This window comes from Streptomyces sp. NPDC051921 (assembly GCF_040680975.1).
Classification (GTDB): Bacteria; Actinomycetota; Actinomycetes; order Streptomycetales; family Streptomycetaceae; genus Streptomyces.
Map to the genome: position 1 here is coordinate 22,530 of NZ_JBFAXU010000033.1, position 18,684 is coordinate 41,213.

At 73.5% G+C, this 18,684-nt stretch carries 15 protein-coding genes; 12 read left to right on the forward strand and 3 right to left on the reverse strand.

Annotated elements, in window-relative coordinates; genetic code table 11:
- Window positions 1-630 precede the first annotated feature (630 nt).
- The gene (locus tag AB0M16_RS32785; RefSeq protein ID WP_365349509.1) at window positions 631-2,223 is read right to left on the reverse strand and encodes an FMN-binding glutamate synthase family protein; all 1,593 of its coding nucleotides are present in this window, start codon (window positions 2,221-2,223) and stop codon (window positions 631-633) included.
- A 103-nt stretch (window positions 2,224-2,326) separates the two neighbouring features.
- Between AB0M16_RS32785 and AB0M16_RS32790 the strand changes: the two genes are divergently transcribed.
- Together AB0M16_RS32790 and AB0M16_RS32795 are read left to right on the forward strand one after the other, a co-directional pair.
- Complete coding sequence (locus AB0M16_RS32790; protein ID WP_365349511.1) at window positions 2,327-2,749, forward strand: hypothetical protein; 423 nt, start codon at window positions 2,327-2,329, stop codon at window positions 2,747-2,749.
- Between the two features lie 94 nt (window positions 2,750-2,843).
- Window positions 2,844-3,005: a DUF5670 family protein gene (locus tag AB0M16_RS32795; protein ID WP_365349513.1), complete on the forward strand. Its 162-nt coding sequence runs from the start codon at window positions 2,844-2,846 to the stop codon at window positions 3,003-3,005.
- Between the two features lie 103 nt (window positions 3,006-3,108).
- Here the strand turns inward: AB0M16_RS32795 and AB0M16_RS32800 are convergent, their stop codons facing one another.
- Window positions 3,109-3,336 (reverse strand): DUF5133 domain-containing protein, encoded by a 228-nt coding sequence (locus tag AB0M16_RS32800; RefSeq protein WP_365349515.1) that lies wholly within the window; start codon window positions 3,334-3,336, stop codon window positions 3,109-3,111.
- 287 nt (window positions 3,337-3,623) lie between these two features.
- Here AB0M16_RS32800 and AB0M16_RS32805 point away from each other — a divergent pair, with 287 nt between their 5' ends.
- The 4 genes from AB0M16_RS32805 to AB0M16_RS32820 all read left to right on the forward strand — a co-directional run bounded on the left by AB0M16_RS32805 (window position 3,624) and on the right by AB0M16_RS32820 (window position 11,640).
- The gene (locus AB0M16_RS32805) at window positions 3,624-7,373 is read left to right on the forward strand and encodes a HAMP domain-containing protein (RefSeq protein ID WP_365349517.1); all 3,750 of its coding nucleotides are present in this window, start codon (window positions 3,624-3,626) and stop codon (window positions 7,371-7,373) included.
- 120 nt (window positions 7,374-7,493) lie between these two features.
- A complete protein-coding gene (locus tag AB0M16_RS32810; protein ID WP_365349519.1) occupies window positions 7,494-9,977 on the forward strand; it encodes a SpoIIE family protein phosphatase in 2,484 nt (827 codons plus the stop codon).
- A 56-nt stretch (window positions 9,978-10,033) separates the two neighbouring features.
- Complete coding sequence (locus AB0M16_RS32815) at window positions 10,034-10,402, forward strand: STAS domain-containing protein (RefSeq protein ID WP_365349521.1); 369 nt, start codon at window positions 10,034-10,036, stop codon at window positions 10,400-10,402.
- A gap of 62 nt (window positions 10,403-10,464) precedes the next feature.
- On the forward strand, window positions 10,465-11,640 hold the full coding sequence (locus tag AB0M16_RS32820; RefSeq protein WP_365349523.1) for a PP2C family protein-serine/threonine phosphatase: 1,176 nt from the start codon (window positions 10,465-10,467) through the stop codon (window positions 11,638-11,640).
- A gap of 118 nt (window positions 11,641-11,758) precedes the next feature.
- On the opposite strand, the gene AB0M16_RS32825 is transcribed toward AB0M16_RS32820, so the two are convergent.
- A complete protein-coding gene (locus AB0M16_RS32825) occupies window positions 11,759-12,271 on the reverse strand; it encodes a MarR family transcriptional regulator (protein ID WP_365349525.1) in 513 nt (170 codons plus the stop codon).
- A gap of 107 nt (window positions 12,272-12,378) precedes the next feature.
- Here AB0M16_RS32825 and AB0M16_RS32830 point away from each other — a divergent pair, with 107 nt between their 5' ends.
- The 6 genes from AB0M16_RS32830 (at window position 12,379) to AB0M16_RS32855 (ending at window position 18,652) form a co-directional block, all read left to right on the forward strand.
- Complete coding sequence (locus tag AB0M16_RS32830) at window positions 12,379-13,533, forward strand: GAF domain-containing SpoIIE family protein phosphatase (RefSeq protein WP_365349527.1); 1,155 nt, start codon at window positions 12,379-12,381, stop codon at window positions 13,531-13,533.
- Between the two features lie 98 nt (window positions 13,534-13,631).
- Window positions 13,632-14,117 carry an ATP-binding protein gene (locus AB0M16_RS32835; RefSeq protein ID WP_365349529.1) on the forward strand — a complete coding sequence of 162 codons (486 nt, stop codon included), beginning with the start codon at window positions 13,632-13,634 and terminating at the stop codon, window positions 14,115-14,117.
- A gap of 120 nt (window positions 14,118-14,237) precedes the next feature.
- Window positions 14,238-15,068 (forward strand): DUF1206 domain-containing protein, encoded by an 831-nt coding sequence (locus AB0M16_RS32840; RefSeq protein ID WP_365349531.1) that lies wholly within the window; start codon window positions 14,238-14,240, stop codon window positions 15,066-15,068.
- Window positions 15,069-15,453: 385 nt separating this feature from the next.
- Window positions 15,454-17,136, forward strand: a complete 1,683-nt coding sequence (locus tag AB0M16_RS32845) for a PP2C family protein-serine/threonine phosphatase (protein WP_365349533.1) — start codon at window positions 15,454-15,456, stop codon at window positions 17,134-17,136.
- Entirely contained in the window at window positions 17,133-18,254 is a 1,122-nt protein-coding gene (locus AB0M16_RS32850; protein WP_365349535.1) for a cobalamin B12-binding domain-containing protein, read from the forward strand. The genes AB0M16_RS32845 and AB0M16_RS32850 overlap by 4 nt, the downstream gene beginning before the upstream one ends.
- Complete coding sequence (locus AB0M16_RS32855) at window positions 18,251-18,652, forward strand: STAS domain-containing protein (RefSeq protein ID WP_365349537.1); 402 nt, start codon at window positions 18,251-18,253, stop codon at window positions 18,650-18,652. The genes AB0M16_RS32850 and AB0M16_RS32855 overlap by 4 nt, the downstream gene beginning before the upstream one ends.
- Window positions 18,653-18,684 lie beyond the last annotated feature (32 nt).

Here is an 18,684-nt window from a genome sequence, read left to right on the forward strand (position 1 = left end):
ACCCGCCTCCGCGGAACACGAGGGCGTGGGCCGGACGGACCTTCCGTCCGGCCCACGCCTTCGTGCGCCGTGGCGAGCCACCGCCCTCGACACCCTGACGGGCTCTTGCCCGCCGTCGTCGGGTTCCGGGCGCTGCGGCGGGCCCGGCAGCCGACCGGAGCGGCAGGGCGAGCCGCTCCGGCGGCCCCCGAGCGGCAGGTCGGCGGCCGGCCGCACTGCCGTCGTCACCGCCGCCGCCGGCATCGGCGGCGCCACCGCCCGCCGCTCCGGACAGGCCTCCGAGCAGGCCGGCCGCCGCGTCCGGCGCAGAGGGGGAGGACCCGACCCGGCGACGGCGAAAAAGGAGGAATGGATTCCCGTGACCGGGGCAGGCGGATGGTGAGCGACGGGACACGCTCACGTCGCACGATCCAGGGTTCTCCCCTTGCCGTGGGTCGTCGGCACCCGCGTGCGGCCCGCACCAGCAGACGGTGCGGGCCGCACGCGCGTGAGCGCGTCGCACGTACGCGGTCGGACGCGTCGCGGCTTCCGTGGGAGAGTCGGCTGTCCGCGCCGGGGGCGGCGCCGGTGAGGAGGCGCTCGTCCGGCAGGCCGCGTCCTCGTCCCCCCTCGCGAGGGACACCGACCGGTTCACCGAGGGGTGAACCGGTCCGGATGTGCCGCGTTCCAGTCGTCCGCCCACGCGAGCGGAACCGACGCCGACGCGAGGAGCTGTCCGGCTTCGAGCGGTGGGTACAGGTCGGCGTGCGACCGCACGGTGTCCGGTCCGACCCGGCGCAGCAGCATCTCGGGCGACAGGTCGCCCGGCCCGTCGACGCCCAGGGCGGCCATGATCTGCAGGGCGCTCTTGACCGTCGCCTCCTGGAAGCGCTGGACGCGGCGCGCCTTGTCCTCGACGTCCAGGGCCCGGGCGCGCCGGCGGTCCTGCGTGGCGACCCCGACGGGGCAGGTGTTGGTGTGGCAGCGCTGGGCCTGGACGCATCCGAGGGCGAACATCATGGCCCGGGCGGAGTTGGTGTAGTCGGCGCCCTGGATCAGCCGCTTCACGATGTCACCGCCGGTGGCGACCTTGCCGGAGGCGCCGATCCGGACCCGGTCGCGCAGGCCGGCGCCGACCAGGGAGCGGTGGACCGTCGTCAGGCCCTCGGTGAGGGGGAGCCCGACGGTGTCCGCGAACTCCAGCGGCGCGGCCCCGGTGCCGCCTTCGGCCCCGTCGACGACGATGAAGTCGGGCGTGACGTCCTCCTCCAGCATCGCCTTGCAGACGGCGAGGAACTCGCGGCGCGAGCCGACGCACAGCTTGAGCCCGACCGGCTTGCCTCCGGCGAGCTCCCGCATCCGGCTCACGAAGCGCACGAGTTCCCTGGGGGTCCGGTAGACGCGGTGGTACGGCGGGGAGATCACGGTCCGGCCCTCGGGGACGCCCCGGACCGCGGCGATCTCCCGGCTGACCTTGGTGCCGGGCAGCACGCCTCCGATGCCGGGCTTGGCTCCCTGGCTGATCTTCAGCAGGACGCAGACGACCTGGTCGAGGGCGGCCTTCTCGGCGAACGTCCCCGGGTCGAAGCCGCCGTCCTCCGTACGGCAGCCGAAGTAGCCCGTGCCGATCTCCCAGACGAGGTCCCCGCCGGGGGCCAGGTGGTGCTCCGATATCCCGCCCTCACCGGTGTCGTGGGCGAAGCCACCGCGCCGGGCGCCCTCGTTCAGCGCCCGGACCGCCCGGTCCGACAGGGAGCCGAAGCTCATCGCGGACACGTTGAGCAGGGCCATGTCGTAGGGCCGGGTGCAGTCGGGGCCGCCGATCCGGACCCGGGGCGGTTGCGTGGCCACCGGGCGTGGGGACATGGAGGGGACGAGGTGGTCGGTGCCCGGCCGGTCCAGGTCCAGCTCCGTCCCGAAGGGGTCCTCGGCGTCGGTTCCCTTGGCCCGTTCGTAGACGATGGAGCGCGTGTCCCGGTCGAAGGGAGCGCCGTCGACGTTTCGCTCGACGAAGTACTGCTGCACCTCGGGACGGATCCGCTCCATCGCGAACCGCAGGTGTCCCAGGAGCGGATAGCTGCGCAGGATCGAGTGCCGCCGCTGGAGCAGGTCGTACGCCGCCACCGAGGCGAGCAGGAGCGCGGGGCCTGCGGCGCACCACCACCACGGAGACGCCAGAGCGGCCAGGAGACCGGTGGCGAGGGCGGCGATGGCCGGGAGTCCCGCGAGAAGAATCGTCACCATGAGGGGCCGTCTGTCCGGGATCGACGGGGCCAAGCGCGCCGTGGAGCGGGGCCCGGGACGAGGGGGGAGGTTTGCCGCGGGCGGGTCCGGCGAGACGGTCCCCATGACTGCTTCGGAGAAGAGTGGACAGAAGCCGTTCCGTCGGCCCGGCCCGTACGCGGTCCCGGGCCGCGCCGTAGCCGACCGCGCCGTCGCCGACCGCGCCGTCGCCGACCGTGCCGGCGCGCCGCGCGGCGCGGAAGGCGTCCTGCGGGCGGGGGAGGGGAGCGGGGACACCACCGGGACACGCGGCCCGGTGACCATGGGGGACGTGCTCTTCCTCCCGACCCCGTCGGCCCGAGCGACCGTGCCCGCGACCGGTGGCGCCGACGTCGCGCTGCGGACCGCGGTCCGCTCGTTCACAGGGATGGCGGGTGGCGCGGCCATGGGCGCGACGGCCGCGGTCACCGCCGCGTACCTGCTGGGGCGTCGGGCCGGGCGACGGAGCCGCGGCCCGGTGGCCCGGCTCTTCGAACGCCGCTTCTGAGGGACGGCGCGATCCGCTCCCTCCCGTGCCGGGCGCACACCCGCCCGTCCGTCATCCGTACGTGAGTACCTGTCATCTCAGGAGGTAGAGACGCATGGTTCCCCTGCTGCTGGTTCTTCTGCTCGCGCTGCTGCTCTTCGGCATCGGCTTCGCGGTCAAGGCGTTGTGGTGGATCGCCGTGGTCGTGCTCGTCCTGTGGCTGCTGGGCTTCGTGGCCCGGCCCAAGGGGAGCACGGGCCGCTGGTACCGCTGGTAGGCGCCTCGCCCCACGGTGTGAGTTCGCCCACGATGTGAGCTCGCCCACGGCATGAGCGAGCCCGGCACCCTCCGGAAGGAGGGTGCCGGGCTCGTCCGTGTGTTCAGGCGGTCAGCACGGAATCGTCCTCGGGTCGCGCGCCCGGAAGGCGATGGCGGGCCGCGATCAATGCCGTGTCCACGTCACGCGTACCGGTCGCGACGCACAGGGTGTACGCCAGGTCCTCCATGCGCCGCCGCACCTCGTCGCCGCCGTTCTCCGCCCGGAGCACCTCGAGTGTCTCGTACTGCTCGATGAGATTGCGCAGGACCGCGGGATGGGCCATCAGCACGTGCTACTCCCCTCGTCGTCAGGGCGTCGACCGCCCGGCTCGGCGCGCCGTCTACCCCGGCTCGCGGCGTGCATGCCGGGGAGTGGAGGGGGAGCCGGCCGACGGCGGGTTCCGGCCGCCTGACGCGGTACCGCTCTCCTCCTGTCGATCACGGAGGGGTAGGGTCGTCATTATTGCCGTACGGCAACGGTCGAGGCCGGAGCCGTCATGGGAGCACGGGCGGTGCGGCGCGTGATCGTGATCGCACGGCCCGTGAGCGGATGCCTGATGGTGAACGAGGATGGGGCATGTCTGAGACGACGATCAAGGGCTCCTCGACCGGGGGGCGGCCCGGGCCGGGCGCGGTGGCGGAGCCCGAGCTCCGACAGCTCCTGGCCGGTCTCACGGCGGTGCGGGACGGCGACTTCGGTACCCGCCTGCCCGACGAGGCGGGCGGCCTGATGGGCGAGATCTCCCGGGTCTTCAACGGGATGGTCGACCAGCTCTCCCTGTTCACCTCCGAGGTGACGCGGGTGGCCCGTGAGGTCGGCACGGAAGGGACCCTGGGCGGGCAGGCCGTGGTGCCCGGTGTCTCCGGCTCCTGGGCCGACCTGACGGACTCGGTGAACGCCATGGCCGGCAACCTCACCACCCAGGTCCGTGACATCGCCCAGGTGGCCACCGCCGTCGCCAGGGGAGACCTCTCCCAGAAGATCGACGTGGACGCGCGCGGCGAGATCCTGGAGCTCAAGAACACCATCAACACGATGGTCGACCAGCTTTCCTCCTTCGCCGACGAGGTCACGCGCATGGCCCGCGAGGTCGGCACGGAGGGCATCCTCGGCGGCCAGGCCGACGTGAAGGGCGCCTCCGGCACCTGGCGCGACCTGACCGACTCGGTCAACTCGATGGCGGGGAACCTCACCGCGCAGGTGAGGGCGATCGCCCATGTGGCCACCGCGGTGGCCGACGGCGACCTGTCGAAGAAGGTCGACGTCGACGCACGCGGGGAGATCCTGGAGCTGAAGACGACCATCAACACGATGGTCGACCAGCTGTCGGCCTTCGCCGACGAGGTGACCCGTGTGGCCCGTGAGGTCGGCACGGAGGGGCGCCTCGGCGGCCAGGCCCGGGTGCCGAACGTGGCGGGCACGTGGAAGGGCCTCACCGACAACGTCAACTCCATGGCGAGCAACCTGACCGGGCAGGTCCGGAACATCGCCCAGGTCACCACCGCCGTGGCCAACGGCGATCTCTCCAAGAAGATCGACGTGGACGCGCGCGGCGAGATCCTGGCGCTGAAGACCACCATCAACACGATGGTCGACCAGCTGTCCTCGTTCGCGGCCGAGGTGACCCGGGTGGCCCGGGAGGTCGGCAGCGAGGGCCGGCTCGGGGGACAGGCGGAGGTGGAGGGCGTCTCCGGCACCTGGAAGAGGCTGACCGAGAACGTCAACGAACTCGCGGGGAACCTCACCCGACAGGTCCGCGCCATCGCCGAGGTCGCGAGCGCCGTCGCCGAGGGCGACCTGACCCGCTCGATCACCGTCGAGGCGTCGGGAGAGGTCGCCGAGCTCAAGGACAACATCAACGCGATGGTCGGCTCGCTGCGCGAGACGACGCGGGCCAACCAGGAACAGGACTGGCTGAAGTCCAGCCTGGCGCGGATCTCCGCGCTGATGCAGGGCCACCGCGACCTGGCCGTCGTCGCCGAGCTCGTCATGGACGAGCTGACCCCGCTCGTGGCCGCCCAGTACGGCGCGTTCTATCTGGCCGAGGAAGGAGCGGACGGCGTCGAGCTGGGGCTCGTCGGTTCCTACGGCCGCCCCGCCGACCGGGGCAAGGACCGCTTCCGGCTGGGCGAGTCCCTCGTCGGACAGGCCGCCCGCAGCCGCCGCACCATCTCGGCCGAGAACGTCCCCGCCGACTACGTCACCATCTCCTCGGGACTCGGACGGACGTCCCAGGGCAGCCTGGTGGTGCTGCCGATCGTCGTCGAGGACCAGGTGCTGGGCGTCATCGAGCTGATGTCCTTCAGCCCCTTCACCTCCGTGCACCGGGACTTCCTCGAGCAGCTCATGGAGACGGTGGGCGTCAACCTCAGCACGATCGTCGCCAACGCCCGTACGGACGAACTCCTGGACGAGTCCCAGCGGCTGGCGGGTGAACTGCGCTCCCGCACCGACGAGCTCCAGGTGCAGCAGGAGGAACTCCAGCGCTCGAACGCCGAACTGGAGGAGAAGGCGGCCCTGCTGGCGACGCAGAACCGCGACATCGAGGCCAAGAACCTCCAGATCGAGCAGGCGCGGCAGGAGATCGAGGACCGCGCCCAGCAGCTGGCGCTGGCCTCGAAGTACAAGTCCGAGTTCCTGGCCAACATGAGCCACGAACTGCGCACCCCGCTCAACAGCCTCCTGATCCTGGCCCAGCTGCTGGCCCAGAACCCGACCCGCAACCTCACGGCCAAGCAGGTGGAGTACGCCGGCATCATCCACTCGGCCGGATCGGACCTGCTGCAGCTGATCAACGACATCCTCGACCTGTCGAAGGTCGAGGCCGGGAAGATGGACATCCACCCGGAGCGCGTCGCGCTGCGCAGGCTCCTCGACTACGTCGAGGCCACCTTCCGTCCCCTCACCTCGCAGAAGAGCCTCGCCTTCACGGTCTCCACCGCCGCCGGCGTCCCCGTCGACCTGATCACCGACGACTCCCGGCTCCGCCAGGTGCTGCGCAACCTGCTGTCCAACGCCGTCAAGTTCACCGAGCGCGGCAGCGTCGAACTCCGCATCGAACCGGCGGCGGACGACGAACTCCCGGCGACCGTCCACCGGGGCGGCCCGGTCGTCGCCTTCCGTGTCACGGACACCGGCATCGGCATCGCCCGCGAGAACCTGGAGGCGATCTTCGGCGCCTTCCAGCAGGCCGACGGGACGACCAACCGGAAGTACGGCGGCACGGGGCTCGGCCTGTCCATCAGCCGCGAGATCGCCTACCTGCTCGGCGGCGCCCTCACGGTCGCCAGCACGCCCGGCGAAGGCAGCACCTTCACCTTCTACCTGCCCGTCGCCCGCCCCGACTTCACGGAACAGCCCGCCCCCGCCGCCCCCACGGCGGACGGCCTCCCGGACCCTTCGGTGGCTGCGCCGGACCGGGGTGACGCCCCTGCCCTCCCCCTGCGCGTCGGCGCACCCTCGACCCGGCCGACGCGGCGCCTCCTCGTGATCGAGGAGCGCCCGCGCGGGCTGCTCGCGCTCGTCGCCGAGAACGCCGTCACGGAACTCGCCGCCGACGGCGGCCGGGCCGACCGGGAGGGCATCGAACTCATCGCGGTCGTCGGCCCCCAGGAGGCCGCCACCGCCCTGGCCACCCGGCCGTTCCACTGCGTCGTGCTCGACGTCGACATGGCGGACGGCGACGCCCTGCGCTTCCTGGAAGCGATGGACGGGGACGAGGCCCTGCGGACCGTCCCCGTCCTCGCCCACAACAACCGCCGGCTCGCCGCCGACCAGGAGCGCGTCCTCCAGGAGCTGGCCCGCCGACGGCCGCTGGAACTCCTCTCCAGCCTCGACGAGCTGCGCGAGCGGATCGCCCTGCACCTGTCCGCGGAGCAGCCCGGCGACGTCGTGCCCCTGGTCCGAGGAGAACACGGGGCCCCCGAGCCGCAGACCATCGACACCACGCTGGACGGCCGTACCGTTCTCGTGGTCGACGACGACGCCCGCAACCTCTTCGCCCTCAGCGGCATCCTGGAACTGCACGGCATCAGGGTGCTGCACGCCGAGAACGGCCGGAAGGGCATCGAGGCACTCCTCGCGCACGCGGCCGTCGACCTCGTCCTGATGGACGTGATGATGCCGGAGATGGACGGCTACACGGCGACCGCACGGATCAGGGAGATGCCGCGGTTCGCCAGCCTGCCCGTCATCGCGGTCACCGCCAAGGCCATGCCGGGCGACCGGGAGAAGAGCCTCGCCGCGGGTGCCAGCGACTACGTGACCAAGCCGGTCGACGCCGACGAACTCATCGCGTGCGTCCGACGCTGGCTGAACGAGGGGTAGCCCCGTGGCCGTCCTCACCGGCCCGTACCGCACCCCGCGGCGGGCACCGCGCCTTCCCGGCGCGCCCTGTTCCCGTCCCCCCGGCGGCCCCGAGGCCGCCCCACCCGAGGAGTCGTCGACGTGAGTGGACCCCATCTCCCGGGCGGAGACCCGTACCCGGGCCCCCACGGGGAGGGCGCTGCGGCGCCGGTCGCGACCGCGGCGGCCGTCCCCGACCCGGCCCCGCTCGACGGCGACCCGCCGACGGCGCGCGGCCGCGTCACGGCCGGCCGGCTGGCGGCCACGGTGGAACGGCTGCGCGGCGAAGTACGTGCCGCGCATGCGGCGGCCGAGGGGCGCGCCCTGGTCGAACTCGCCAAGGGAGTGATCGTCGAGCGTCTGGGCTGCGGCCCCGCCCAGGCGGCACGGCATCTCGCCGAGCTGGCCGACCAGGCCGGGCTCTCCCAGCTGGAGCTGGCCGCGGACATCATCAACCAGGCGGCCCGTGACCGGGTCGCCGAGGTGGCGGGTGACTTCCTCAGGACGACCGTCGGCGACCCCGCCGCTCCCGGTCCGGTCGCCGGGTCCCGCGCCTCGGTCGGCGTGCGCCTGCGGACGACCGAGAGCGCGGTGCTCGGCGCGCCCGACACCCAGGCCGTCGCCGAGTCGCTGCTGGCGCACGCCCTCGAACCCCTCGGCGCCGTCGCCGTGGCGATCTGGACCACCGGCCCGGACGCCTCGCTGAGCCTGCGCGGCCACGCCGGGTACGGTTCCGACGAGGCGGCCCGCTGGCACCACGTACCGCCCGGCGTGACCACCGCGGCCCGCCAGGCGCTCACCGACCGTCGTACGGTCTGGTACCCCTCCCTGGCCGCGGCCGGCATCCCGTCGATCGGACGCACACGCCATCCCGACGGCGGCCGGGTCGTCGTCCCCGCCGGGACCGGCGGCCGCATCCACGGCGTCCTGGAGATCTGCTGGGCCGGACCGCTGGACCCCCAGCCCCAGGCGGTGGAACGCCAGATCGAAGCCCTCGCCGAGCTCTGCGCCCACACCTTGGAAGCACGTCCCGCGCATTCCGTGCCGGCGCGACCCCTCGTCCCGGGCGGGGACGGACCCCTGGAACTGGCCGAACTCGCGGACGGCCTCCACGACCCCGCCCTCGTACTGACCCCTCACCTGGACGGGGCGGGGATGCTGGCCGACTTCCGCATCCGGCACGCCAACGCGCACTTCCAGGACCCGGCCGGCCGGCCCCGCAGCGCCGTCGAGGGCGCACTGCTCCTGGAGGCGTATCCCGCGACGGCGGGCGGGAGCGAACTCTTCGAACGGATCGAGCGGGTCTACGCCACGGGCGAGCCCTTCCGCTGCCGGCGGACCCGACTGACCGCGCTCGTGGACCAGGTGCCGCTCTCCTCGCTCGCCGACATCAGCATCAGCCGGCACGGGGACAACGTCTTCCTCGTCTGGCGCATCGAGGACGAGTCGGCCCGCCTCGCCAGCCTGCTGCAGCACGCCCAGCGTCTGGGCCGCGTCGGCGCCTTCGAGGAGGACGTCCTCACCGGAGAGATCACCTGGAACGACCAGCTCTTCGACCTCTTCGGCCGGCAGCGGACGGAACCGGCCGTCTCCCTGCGCGACCTCGCGGCGCACGCCCATGCCGACGACGCCGACACCATCCGGCGCTTCCTCCACTCCGTCCTGCAGCAGCGACGCGCGGGCTCCACGGCCTTCCGTCTGCTGCGCCGGGACGGGGTCACGCGGCACATCCGGGTCATCGCCGAACCCTCCCTGGGCGCCGACGGCCGGCTCCAGGCGGTCCGGGGCGCCTATCAGGACATCTCGGCGCAGCACTGGACCGAGGTGGCCCTCACGGCCACCCGCGACCGGCTGGTCGCCACGGAGGAGGCGGCGGCGGAGCGCAACCGGCTCACCCTCCAGCTCCAGCACGCGATCATGCCGCCGGCCAAACCGCCGCTCGACGCGCCGGGACTCGACGTCGCCGTGCGCTACCGCCCGGCCGAGACCGAGTCCCTGGTCGGCGGCGACTGGTACGACGCCGTCGTGCTGCCGTCGAAGAAGGTGCTCCTGTGCGTCGGTGACGTCGCGGGCCACGGCGTGGAGGCCGCCACCGGAATGGTCGTCCTGCGCAACGCCCTGCGGGGCCTCGCCGTCACCGGCGCGGGGCCGGGACAGCTGCTGGCCTGGCTGAACACCGTCGCCCACCACCTCACGGCCCAGGTCACGGCCACCGCCGTCTGCGGGATCTACGACCCCGAGAACCGCACGTTGCGCTGGGCCCGGGCGGGGCACCTCCCGCCGGTGCTCGTCCGGCGGAGCGAGGCGGTCGACCTGCCCCTGCTCGGCGGACTGCTGCTGGGAGCCCTCGCCGAAGCCGAGTACGAGGAGGCGGAGCTCCGCCTCGAACCCGACGACACCGTGCTGATGTACACCGACGGTCTCGTCGAACGGCGGGACACCTCCGTTCACGATTCCATCGCGCAGCTGCTGGCCACCGCCCGCCTGCCCGCCGACGGCCTCGAACGACGGCTGGACCTGCTGCTGTCGCGCAGCAAGTCGGACACGGACGACGACACGTGTCTGATCGGTGTCCAGGTGACCTGATCACCTGCCGCCCGCCCCACCGCCCGTCCCCCCACATCGTGGAAAGCAGGGAACGCATGTCCGAGCGAGAACCGAACCTGAACGTCGACGTCACGATCCCCGACACCGGCACCGCGGTGCTGTCCGTGGGGGGTGAGCTCGACATGGAGACCGCCCATCTGCTGGAGGCCCACCTGACGGACCTGATCCGGCAGGGGAGGGCCCGCCTCGTCCTCGATCTCTCCGCGCTGGGCTTCATGGACTCGTCCGGCCTCAACGTCCTGATCAGGGCGGTCCACCAGGCGCGCGCGCACGGAGGAGACCTGTACCTCGCCGCGCCGACGCCGGCGGTGCGGCGCATCCTGGAGATCACCGGAGTGACGACCACGATCCCGCCGCACGCCGGCGTGGCCGAGGCGCTGGCCGCGGCCTGCGGCGCGAGGTAGACGGAGGGGCGGTGCGGCCCTGGGCACGGGACCGCGCCCCGGGAGGAAGGAAGCGGGAGAACGTGCACGAGATCGCCGACGTGGAGCAGGCGCTCCGCAGGGCAGCTCCGCACCAGCTGGTGAGCGTCGTCGAGGACGCCCTGCGGCAGCACTGCGGGGCCCTGTGGGTGGAACTCCGTCTGGCCGACTACGGGCTGCGCACCCTCCAGCTCGTCGAGCGGGCACCCGGGGCGGTGCCGTCGGTCCCGATCCACGACAGTCCCCAGGGGCGCGCCTTCGGGGCCCAGGAGCCCTACGTCACCCGCGGCCCCGACGCGGTCCTGGTCCACCTCCCGGTCACCGTGAGGGGGGACCGGCTGGGCGTCCTGACCGCCGGGTTGCCGTCAGGGGCCGACGTCAGGGCCGTGCTGCCCGTCCTCGGTCAGGTCTGCGAGGGCCTCGGACACGAGATCCTGGTGGCCGAGCGCGACACGGACCTGTACGTGCTGGCGCGGCGGGCGACGCGGCTCACCCTCGCCGCCGAGATGCAGTGGCAGCTCCTTCCCGGCCGCTCGTGCGCCCGTCCCGAGTTCGCCCTCGGTGCCCACCTGGAACCGGCCTACGCGATCTTCGGGGACAACTACGACTGGTCGGTCTCGGCCGGCCGGCTGACGCTCACCGTCACCAACGGCATGGGGGAGGGCATCGAGGCCGCCCTGCTGACGAACCTGGCGATCAACGCGCTCCGCAACGCCCGCCGGGCCGGGCTGGACCTCGCGGACCAGGCCGCCCTGGCCGACCAGGCCGTGTACGCGCAGTACCGGGGCAGCGCCTACGTGTCGGTGCTCCTGCTGTCCTTCGACCTCGCCACGGGCGAGGTGGAGGCCGTGGACGCGGGTTCGCCCCGTCTGTGGCGGCTGCGGGGCCACTCCGTCGAGTCCGTCTCCTTCGAGGCGCAGCTGCCGCTCGGCATGTTCGAGGACTCCGCCTACGTGCCGGAGCGGTTCACCGTGCTCCCGGGGGACCGCCTGCTCTTCGGCAGCGACGGCGTGTACGCCGCCGTCTCGCCCGACGGCGAGAGTTACGGGGAGCGGGCGCTGGCCCGCGCCCTCAGTGGCACACGGCTGCTCCCGCCCACGCACGTGCCGCAGGCGGTGCTGCGTGAGCTCGCCGCGTACCACGGTAGGACCCCGCTGGAGGACGACGCCCTCGTGGTCTGTCTCGACTGGCACGGGACCCCGTCAACAGTTGCCGTGTGACAACTGTATCCTTGGGGCAACACCTGGCTCGTGCCCGGTTGAACGCGTCAAGGATCACCGGAGGGTGGCAGTGGGGACATGGGGTGTGCGGCCGGCCGGAGCCGGCGGCGCGCGGGGATCAGGCCGAACTGACGTCCTTCAGCGGCGTGTCAGGGCGTGACGAGGCCGCCGGCGCGCCCTCTCCCAGTGCCTCCTGGAACCCGGTGAGTCCCCGCAGCAGCGCCTTGCGGCTCGTCGGCGACATGGCGGCGATGACCGCGAGCAGGGCCTCTTCGCGCTGGGTCCGGAGGTCCCGCAGGTACGCCTTGCCGTGGGCGGTCAGGTGCAGCTCCAGCTGCCTGCGGCTCACGGAGCTGGGCAGCCGCTGGACAAAGCCGAGCGCCTCCAGGCGGTCGCACATGCGGCTCACCGAGGGCGGCGCGGACCCGAGCAGGTCGCCCAGGGTGCGGAGGCTGATCCCCTCCTCGCGGTCCAGGCTGTAGAGCACGCGGAGCTGACTCGCCGACACCGGCGTCGGCGACACCATGTCCCGACCGCGCTCCCACAGCACCTCCAGGAGCTCGATGAGCTCCCGGGCGGCCTGCGTGGTCTGCTGCCCGTCCCCCTGGGACGCGGCGGGGTTGGGGTTCATGCCGGGCGACACTCCTCGGGCGTCCGGGGCCGAGGACGTCGGCCTTCCGACGGACCGCTCATCTCCACATCTCTCCAGAAGGCGGTACGGATTCGGTGGATCGACACGTGACAGTGGACAGCGCACTGCGCGGGGCGGCACCACACCTCCTCCTGGACTCCCTCCGTACCAGTCTCGCGCAGCAGTACGCCGCGACCTCCGCCGACCTGCTGCTCGTCGACTACGGGTTCACGTCCCTGCGGCCCGTGCGGCCCGCGCAGACACCTGCCGGGGTGCGGCACGTGCCCGTGGACACAGGGCCCGTCGGTCGCGTCCTCCGCACGCAGCAACCATATCTTTTCCGTGATGACGGGCCCACGGCGACCGTTTGCCTTCCGGTCACCGTCCGCGGCGACCGGCTCGGCGTCCTCGTGGTCCTCCTCCCCCCGGACCGCGCCACCGCGTCGACCGTGGAGAGCCTCGGGCGCGTCGCCGAGACGCTCGGGCACGCCCTGCGCGTCGCCGACCGCCACACCGACCTGTACCGCAGTACCCGCAGGACGCGCGCCCTCACCGTCGCCGGGGAGATGCAGTGGGACACCCTGGCGGGCCGGGCCTGCACCGGGCCGGCCTTCGACCTGCACGCCCATTGGGAGCCCGCCTACACCTCGGGCGGACACCTCCTGGACTGGAGCGTGACCCAGGACGAGCTGCTGCTGGTCGTCGCCGACGGCGCCGGCCCCGGCACCCCGGCCGCTCTGGTGAGCACCCTCGCCCTGAACGCGATCCGCAACGCCCGACGGGCCGGACTCGACCTGGTGGGTCAGGCCAGCCTCACCGACCAGGCGCTCTACGGTCAGTACCGGGGGAAGAGCCCGCTCGCCGCCCTGCTGCTCCGCTTCGACCTGACCACCGGAGAGATCGAGGTGGTCGACGCCGGGTCGCCGACGCTCTGGCGGATCTGCGGCGCCGTGACCGAGCGCATCGAACTGGACCGCCAGCTGCCCCTCGGCATGTTCGAGGACACCGTCTACGCCACCCAGCGCCTGCGCCTCCTGCCCGGCGACCGGCTGGTCTTCGTCGCCTGCGGCGCGGGCGAGCCCTCGGCCGCCGCCGGGGAGTACGAGGCGCCGGACGGTCCCGTCGCCACGGCTCTGGACCGGACCCGCCACGTCGGCGGCGCGGACGCTCCCGGAGCCGTCGTGCGCGTGCTGCGCGAGACGGCCCGTGGCGCGCCGGACGCCGTCCTCGTGCTCTGTCTCGACTGGCGCGGCCACGTGTGATCCCCGTTGCGGGCGGTGTGGGAACCACGAAGTGGGGAAAGGCGGTGTACGAGGTGCCCAGCGCGCCCACCCAACCGGACGAGGGGAGTACCAGCGCCATGACGGACGCGATCACCGCTGAGCGTGCAGCACCGGAGCCCCTGCTGTCCGCGAGCGCCGTCTACGACAGCGCCTCCGACGGCGGCGCGATCGCCTCGGCCCGCGCCTTCACGGCCGACTTCCTCGCGGCCGCTCCGTCCGTGCGCCGCGCACCGGTGGCCGACGAGCGCGTCGAGCTGGCGAAGCTGGTGGTCAGCGAACTGGTGACCAACGCGGTCCGGCACACCGCAGGCCCCTGCCGACTGCTCCTGGAGCTGCGTCCGGACACCCTGGAGATCTCGGTGTTCGACCGCGGGGCCGCCGCCCCGGTTCCCCGGGGACACGACCCCCGCCGCATCGGACAGCACGGCGTCGAGATCGTCGTCGCCGTCTGCGAGAGCCTGGGCGTCGAGCCGGACCCGGAGGGCAAGCGGGTCCGGGCGTGCCTGTCCCTCCTGCCGGAGCGCGCCGGCGCGGCGGCCCGGGCGGACCGCCGCCCGCGCTGACGCCCCGCTCGGGAACCGTGTCCTCGTCGTCCGACCGCTCGGCCGGGCCGCAGACCCCGGGCCGGGAATGGTCCGGCGCGGACGGGGCATCCGGAGGGCGATCGAGAGGAGCGAGTGGCCATGACCCTGAGGAAGCCGTACGCGGCCGTCACGGCGGGAGCGGCCCGCGGCGAGGCCGTACGGGCGGCTGCCCGGGTCGGTTTCGCGGCGCGGGGCGTGCTGTACCTGCTCGTCGGAGCACTGGCCGTACGCGTCGGCCTGACGGGGAGGAACGAGCAGGTGGACCGGGGAGGGGCCCTCACCCACATCGCCGGCACGCCGTTCGGGGCCGTCCTGCTCTGGACGCTCGGCGTGGGCCTGGCCGGGATGGCGGCGTGGCAGCTGTCGGAGGCGATCTTCGGTGCGGCCGGCCCGAAGGGGGACGAGGCGCGCACGCGAGCGCTGTCCGCAGGCCGCTGCGTCTTCTATGCCGGCTCCGCCTTCCTCGTCCTGTCCTTCGCGGCGGGCGAGCGGGGGAGCGGTGCGGGCGAGACGGACCGTCAGAGCCGTGAGGTCACCAGCCGCCTGCTGGACATGCCCGGTGGCCGCTGGTGGGTCGGCGCGGTGGCCGTGGGGGTCCTCGCGGTCGGCGTGTGGATCGCGGGCAGCGCGGTCCTGCGGAAGTACCGGGACACCCTCGTGTGGGGGCGCATGGAGACGTGGCAGCGCCGCTCCATGGACGTCACGGGGGTCGTCGGTGGCGTCGGGCGCGGTCTCGTCCTCGCGGCGGTCGGCTTCTCCGGTGTGCGGGCGGCGGTGGCGTTCGACCCGCGCGAGGCCAAGGGCGTGGACGACGCGATCCGCTCGTTCGCGCTGACGCCGGCGGGTCCTTGGCTGCTGATCGCGGTGGCCGCCGCTCTCGTGCTCTTCGGGCTCTTCTCGTTCGGCCAGGCCAAGTGGCACGAGGTCTGATCCCGGTCGGCCGCGGACGACCGCCGGCCGTCACCTGGACCCCCTCCGCGTACCGCCGCGCACGGGCGTGACGCTCCACCACGCCATCGCCACCCCGACACCGAGCACCAGGAAGAGCACGACCGACACGACGGATTCCTTCCGAGCCGAGGACCACGTTCGAGGAACCGGCTGACCGCGAACACGACCCCGAAACGCGATCCTCCGAAACGTGTCCCTCCGGTGAAGCCCCTGTGCCGGGACGGTGGGGGTATGGCGAGGAAGCGGCGGGTGCGTACCGGAAGAGGGGGGTTCGCTTGATGTGCGGCCCGCCCTTGCGGAAGGGTGGACGGACGAGCCGTCGTCGAGTGGAAAGGTGGCGGGCCACGACGAGCGGGCCACGCATATGACTGTTTTCGAAGGCGAGTTCGACCACTCTCGGGTCGCCCCCACGGCCGGGCGCACCTATTGGCTCCACTCGCCCCATCCGGCGGTGGTGGCCGACCGCGAGGGCGGTGTCGTGGAGTTCAACGCCGCCGCGGCCGACCTCTTCCCGGAGATGGGAGTCGGCTCGTGGCTGGACGAGGTCGTCCCCGGCTGGCTGGCCGACGCGCACAGGCGGCTGGCCCGCCCGGCGCGGACGGGGCCCGGCACGGCCGGCGCACGGGCGGGGCGTCCCGCACTGCGGGGGAGCCACGAGGGCCGCCTCCTGCGGGCCCACCCCACCGAGTCCGGCCATGGCGACGTGGCCTGGTGGCTGGTCGACGACTCCGACCTGACCGTCGCGGAGGACGCCCTGCGGACCGAACAGGAGCGCACCGCGCTGCTGGCCGAGGCGTCCACGCAACTCCTGGCCTCGCTGAACCCGGACCGGTGCCTGGAGAAGGCGGCCCTGCTCGCCGCGGCCCACCTCGGCGACGCGGCGCTCGTGATCTCTCCGCCCGTGAGGAAGCGGTACGCCGTGGTCACCGCCGTGGGGGAGAGGTGCGACCGGAGCCAGGTGACGATGGACCCGACGTCGGTTCCCGGCCTGGCCGAGGCCCTCCAGGGCTTTCCCCCCGTGCCCGCCCGGTGGATCGATCCGGCGGAGCTGCCGGAATGGGCCGTGCCCGAAGGCTTCGAAGGAGCCCCCGGCTCCGTCGCCATCACGCCGCTGCCCGGTCACGGCGTGCCGGCGGGCGCCCTGATCCTGCTGCGGCGCGGCGGGCAGCGGGCCTTCGACGCCTCGGAGGAACTCTTCGCCCGGCTGTTCGCCGCCCGCGCCGGCGCCGCCCTGTCGGCCGCGCGCCTGTACGCGGAACAGGCGCGCATCACCCGTGCGCTGATCGCCGAGCTCCTGCCGCCGCAACTCCACCACGTCCAGGGGGTCGACTTCGCCGGCGGCTACCGGACCTCCCAGGACACGGAGCGGATCGGCGGCGACTTCTACGACGTGCACGCCGGGACCGCCGCCGAGCAGGAGACGCTCGCCGTCCTGGGGGACGTGTGCGGCAAGGGCCTGGACGCCGCCGTGCTCACGGGCAGGATCCGCAGCACCGTGCAGGCGCTGCTGCCCCTCGCCGACGACCACCAGAACGTCCTGAAGCTGCTCAACGGCGCTCTCCTGACGACCCGCCACACCCGCTTCGCCACCCTGGTCCTGGCTTCGGTGCGCCGCTCCGGCGGTCAGGTGCGGCTGAGACTGACCAGCGCGGGCCACCCGCGACCGCTGATCCTGCGCACCACGGGAGAGGTGGAGGAGGCGGACACGAGCGGAACCCTCGTCGGCGCGCTGCCCGAGGTCACCTCGCGGTCCGCGACCGTGCACCTGGCGCCCGGAGAGACGTGCCTGCTCTACACGGACGGGATCACCGAGGCCCGGGGCGGACCGCTCGGCTCGTCGATGTTCGGCGAGGAGCGGCTCCGGGCCGCGCTGGCCGAGTGCGTCGGCCTCCCCGCCGAGGCCGTCGTCGAGCGCCTGGAGATGATCGCCGGCGACTGGGTGGGCAGCGGTCCGCACGACGACATGGCGGTCGTCGCGATCACCGCACCGCACACCACCCATCTGTCGGCGGTGAACGGGCACACCCGGGGCAGGTACACCGCATGACCACGCACACCATGACCTCGTCCATCGGCCTCGCCGGAACCCGCGAACGCCTGTGGGCGGCACTCCAGGCGAGGGACGAAGCGGCAGCCGCAGCGGCCGTCCTCGACGCCCACGACGCGGGGACCGCCGTGGAGGACCTCCTGCTCGACGTGATCGGTCCCGTACAGGCGAGGGTCGGCGGGGAGTGGGCCGCCGGCCGCATCGGCGTCGCCCAGGAGCACGCCGCGACGGCCATCCAGGACCGTGTCATCGCGGCCCTCGCCCACCAGGTCCCGGGCCACCGTACGACCGCCGGGGCGAGCTCCCGGCGGGAGAGCGGGACGGCGCCCCGGCGCGTCACCGTCGCCTGCGTCGACGGCGAGTGGCACGCGCTGCCCGCCCGCCTCCTCGCGGAGGTCCTGCGCGGCCGGGGCTTCCTCGTCGACTACCTGGGGGCGCACGTCCCCACCCCGCACCTGATCGCGCACCTGCACCAGACCGGTGCGGACGCCGTCGCACTGTCGGCCTCCCTTCCGGTCCGACTCCCGACCGCCCACGCCGCGGTCACCGCCGTCCAGGCCATCGGGCTCCCGGTCCTCGTCGGCGGGGCCGCCTTCGGTCCCGACGGCCGGTACGCCCTCCTGCTCGGCGCGGACGGGTGGGCACCCGACGCCCGTGCCGCCGCCGCCCTCCTGGCCGATGGCCCGCGGCGCCCGGAGGACCCGCTGCCGGACCCGACCCGTGAACTGCCGCATCTGTCCGACCAGGAGTACACCCTGGTGACGCGCAACCGGACCCGGCTCACCCGCCACGTCCTCAAGGAGCTGGAGGACGCCGTCCCGGCCATGGCGTCGTACACCGCCCCGCAGCGGGAACGGACCGCCGAGGACATCGCCCACATCGTCGACTTCCTCACCGCGTCCCTCTACGTCGACGACGCCGAACTGTTCACCGGCTTCGTCACCTGGACCGCCGACGTCCTGCGGGCCCGCGGTGTGCCGGGCGCTGCCCTGGCCGCCGCGCTCGACCTCCTCGCCGACGCGCAGCACGACTTCCCCCGCGCGCGGGCCCACCTCCTCGCCGGACGTCGCGCCCTCACCCGCGTACCCGCCCCATCGGCCCCCGGACCCCATTCATGACCACATCCGACACCACCTTCGAACTCACGGCCGCCCGCGCGGCGGACGGCGTCCTGTACGCGGAACTCGCCGGCGACCTCGCCTGGGACAGCGCCGACGAGCTGCTGGACGCGGTCCGTGCCCACCTCGACCCGGCGTCCGCGCCCTCGGACATACGCCTCGACTGCGCCCGGATGACCCTCTGCGACTCGATGGGCCTCTCCGCCCTCCTGGCCCTCCACCGGCACGCCGAGGCGGTGGGCGTACGGCTCCAACTGGACCACAGGCCACCCTTCCTCGACAGGCTGCTGCTGCTCACCGGCACGTACGAGCATTTGACGGGCCGGCCCGAGACGGCGGGGCCCGACGGCGACACCCCGAGCGGCGCGGCGGACGGACCCCGGTTCCCCGGCCTCTGACGGGCCGCGTCCGCGGCCTGCGGGAAACCGCG

What these genes read in the sequence shown, in the direction of transcription:
- AB0M16_RS32785 (WP_365349509.1), bottom strand. Translation starts at nt 2,223, where the DNA reads ATGGTGACGATTCTTCTCGCGGGACTCCCGGCCATCGCCGCCCTCGCC.
- AB0M16_RS32790 (WP_365349511.1), top strand. Translation starts at nt 2,327, where the DNA reads ATGACTGCTTCGGAGAAGAGTGGACAGAAGCCGTTCCGTCGGCCCGGC.
- AB0M16_RS32795 (WP_365349513.1), top strand. Translation starts at nt 2,844, where the DNA reads ATGGTTCCCCTGCTGCTGGTTCTTCTGCTCGCGCTGCTGCTCTTCGGC.
- AB0M16_RS32805 (WP_365349517.1), top strand. Translation starts at nt 3,624, where the DNA reads ATGTCTGAGACGACGATCAAGGGCTCCTCGACCGGGGGGCGGCCCGGG.
- AB0M16_RS32815 (WP_365349521.1), top strand. Translation starts at nt 10,034, where the DNA reads ATGTCCGAGCGAGAACCGAACCTGAACGTCGACGTCACGATCCCCGAC.
- AB0M16_RS32825 (WP_365349525.1), bottom strand. Translation starts at nt 12,271, where the DNA reads ATGAACCCCAACCCCGCCGCGTCCCAGGGGGACGGGCAGCAGACCACG.
- AB0M16_RS32835 (WP_365349529.1), top strand. Translation starts at nt 13,632, where the DNA reads ATGACGGACGCGATCACCGCTGAGCGTGCAGCACCGGAGCCCCTGCTG.
- AB0M16_RS32840 (WP_365349531.1), top strand. Translation starts at nt 14,238, where the DNA reads ATGACCCTGAGGAAGCCGTACGCGGCCGTCACGGCGGGAGCGGCCCGC.
- AB0M16_RS32845 (WP_365349533.1), top strand. Translation starts at nt 15,454, where the DNA reads ATGACTGTTTTCGAAGGCGAGTTCGACCACTCTCGGGTCGCCCCCACG.
- AB0M16_RS32850 (WP_365349535.1), top strand. Translation starts at nt 17,133, where the DNA reads ATGACCACGCACACCATGACCTCGTCCATCGGCCTCGCCGGAACCCGC.
- AB0M16_RS32855 (WP_365349537.1), top strand. Translation starts at nt 18,251, where the DNA reads ATGACCACATCCGACACCACCTTCGAACTCACGGCCGCCCGCGCGGCG.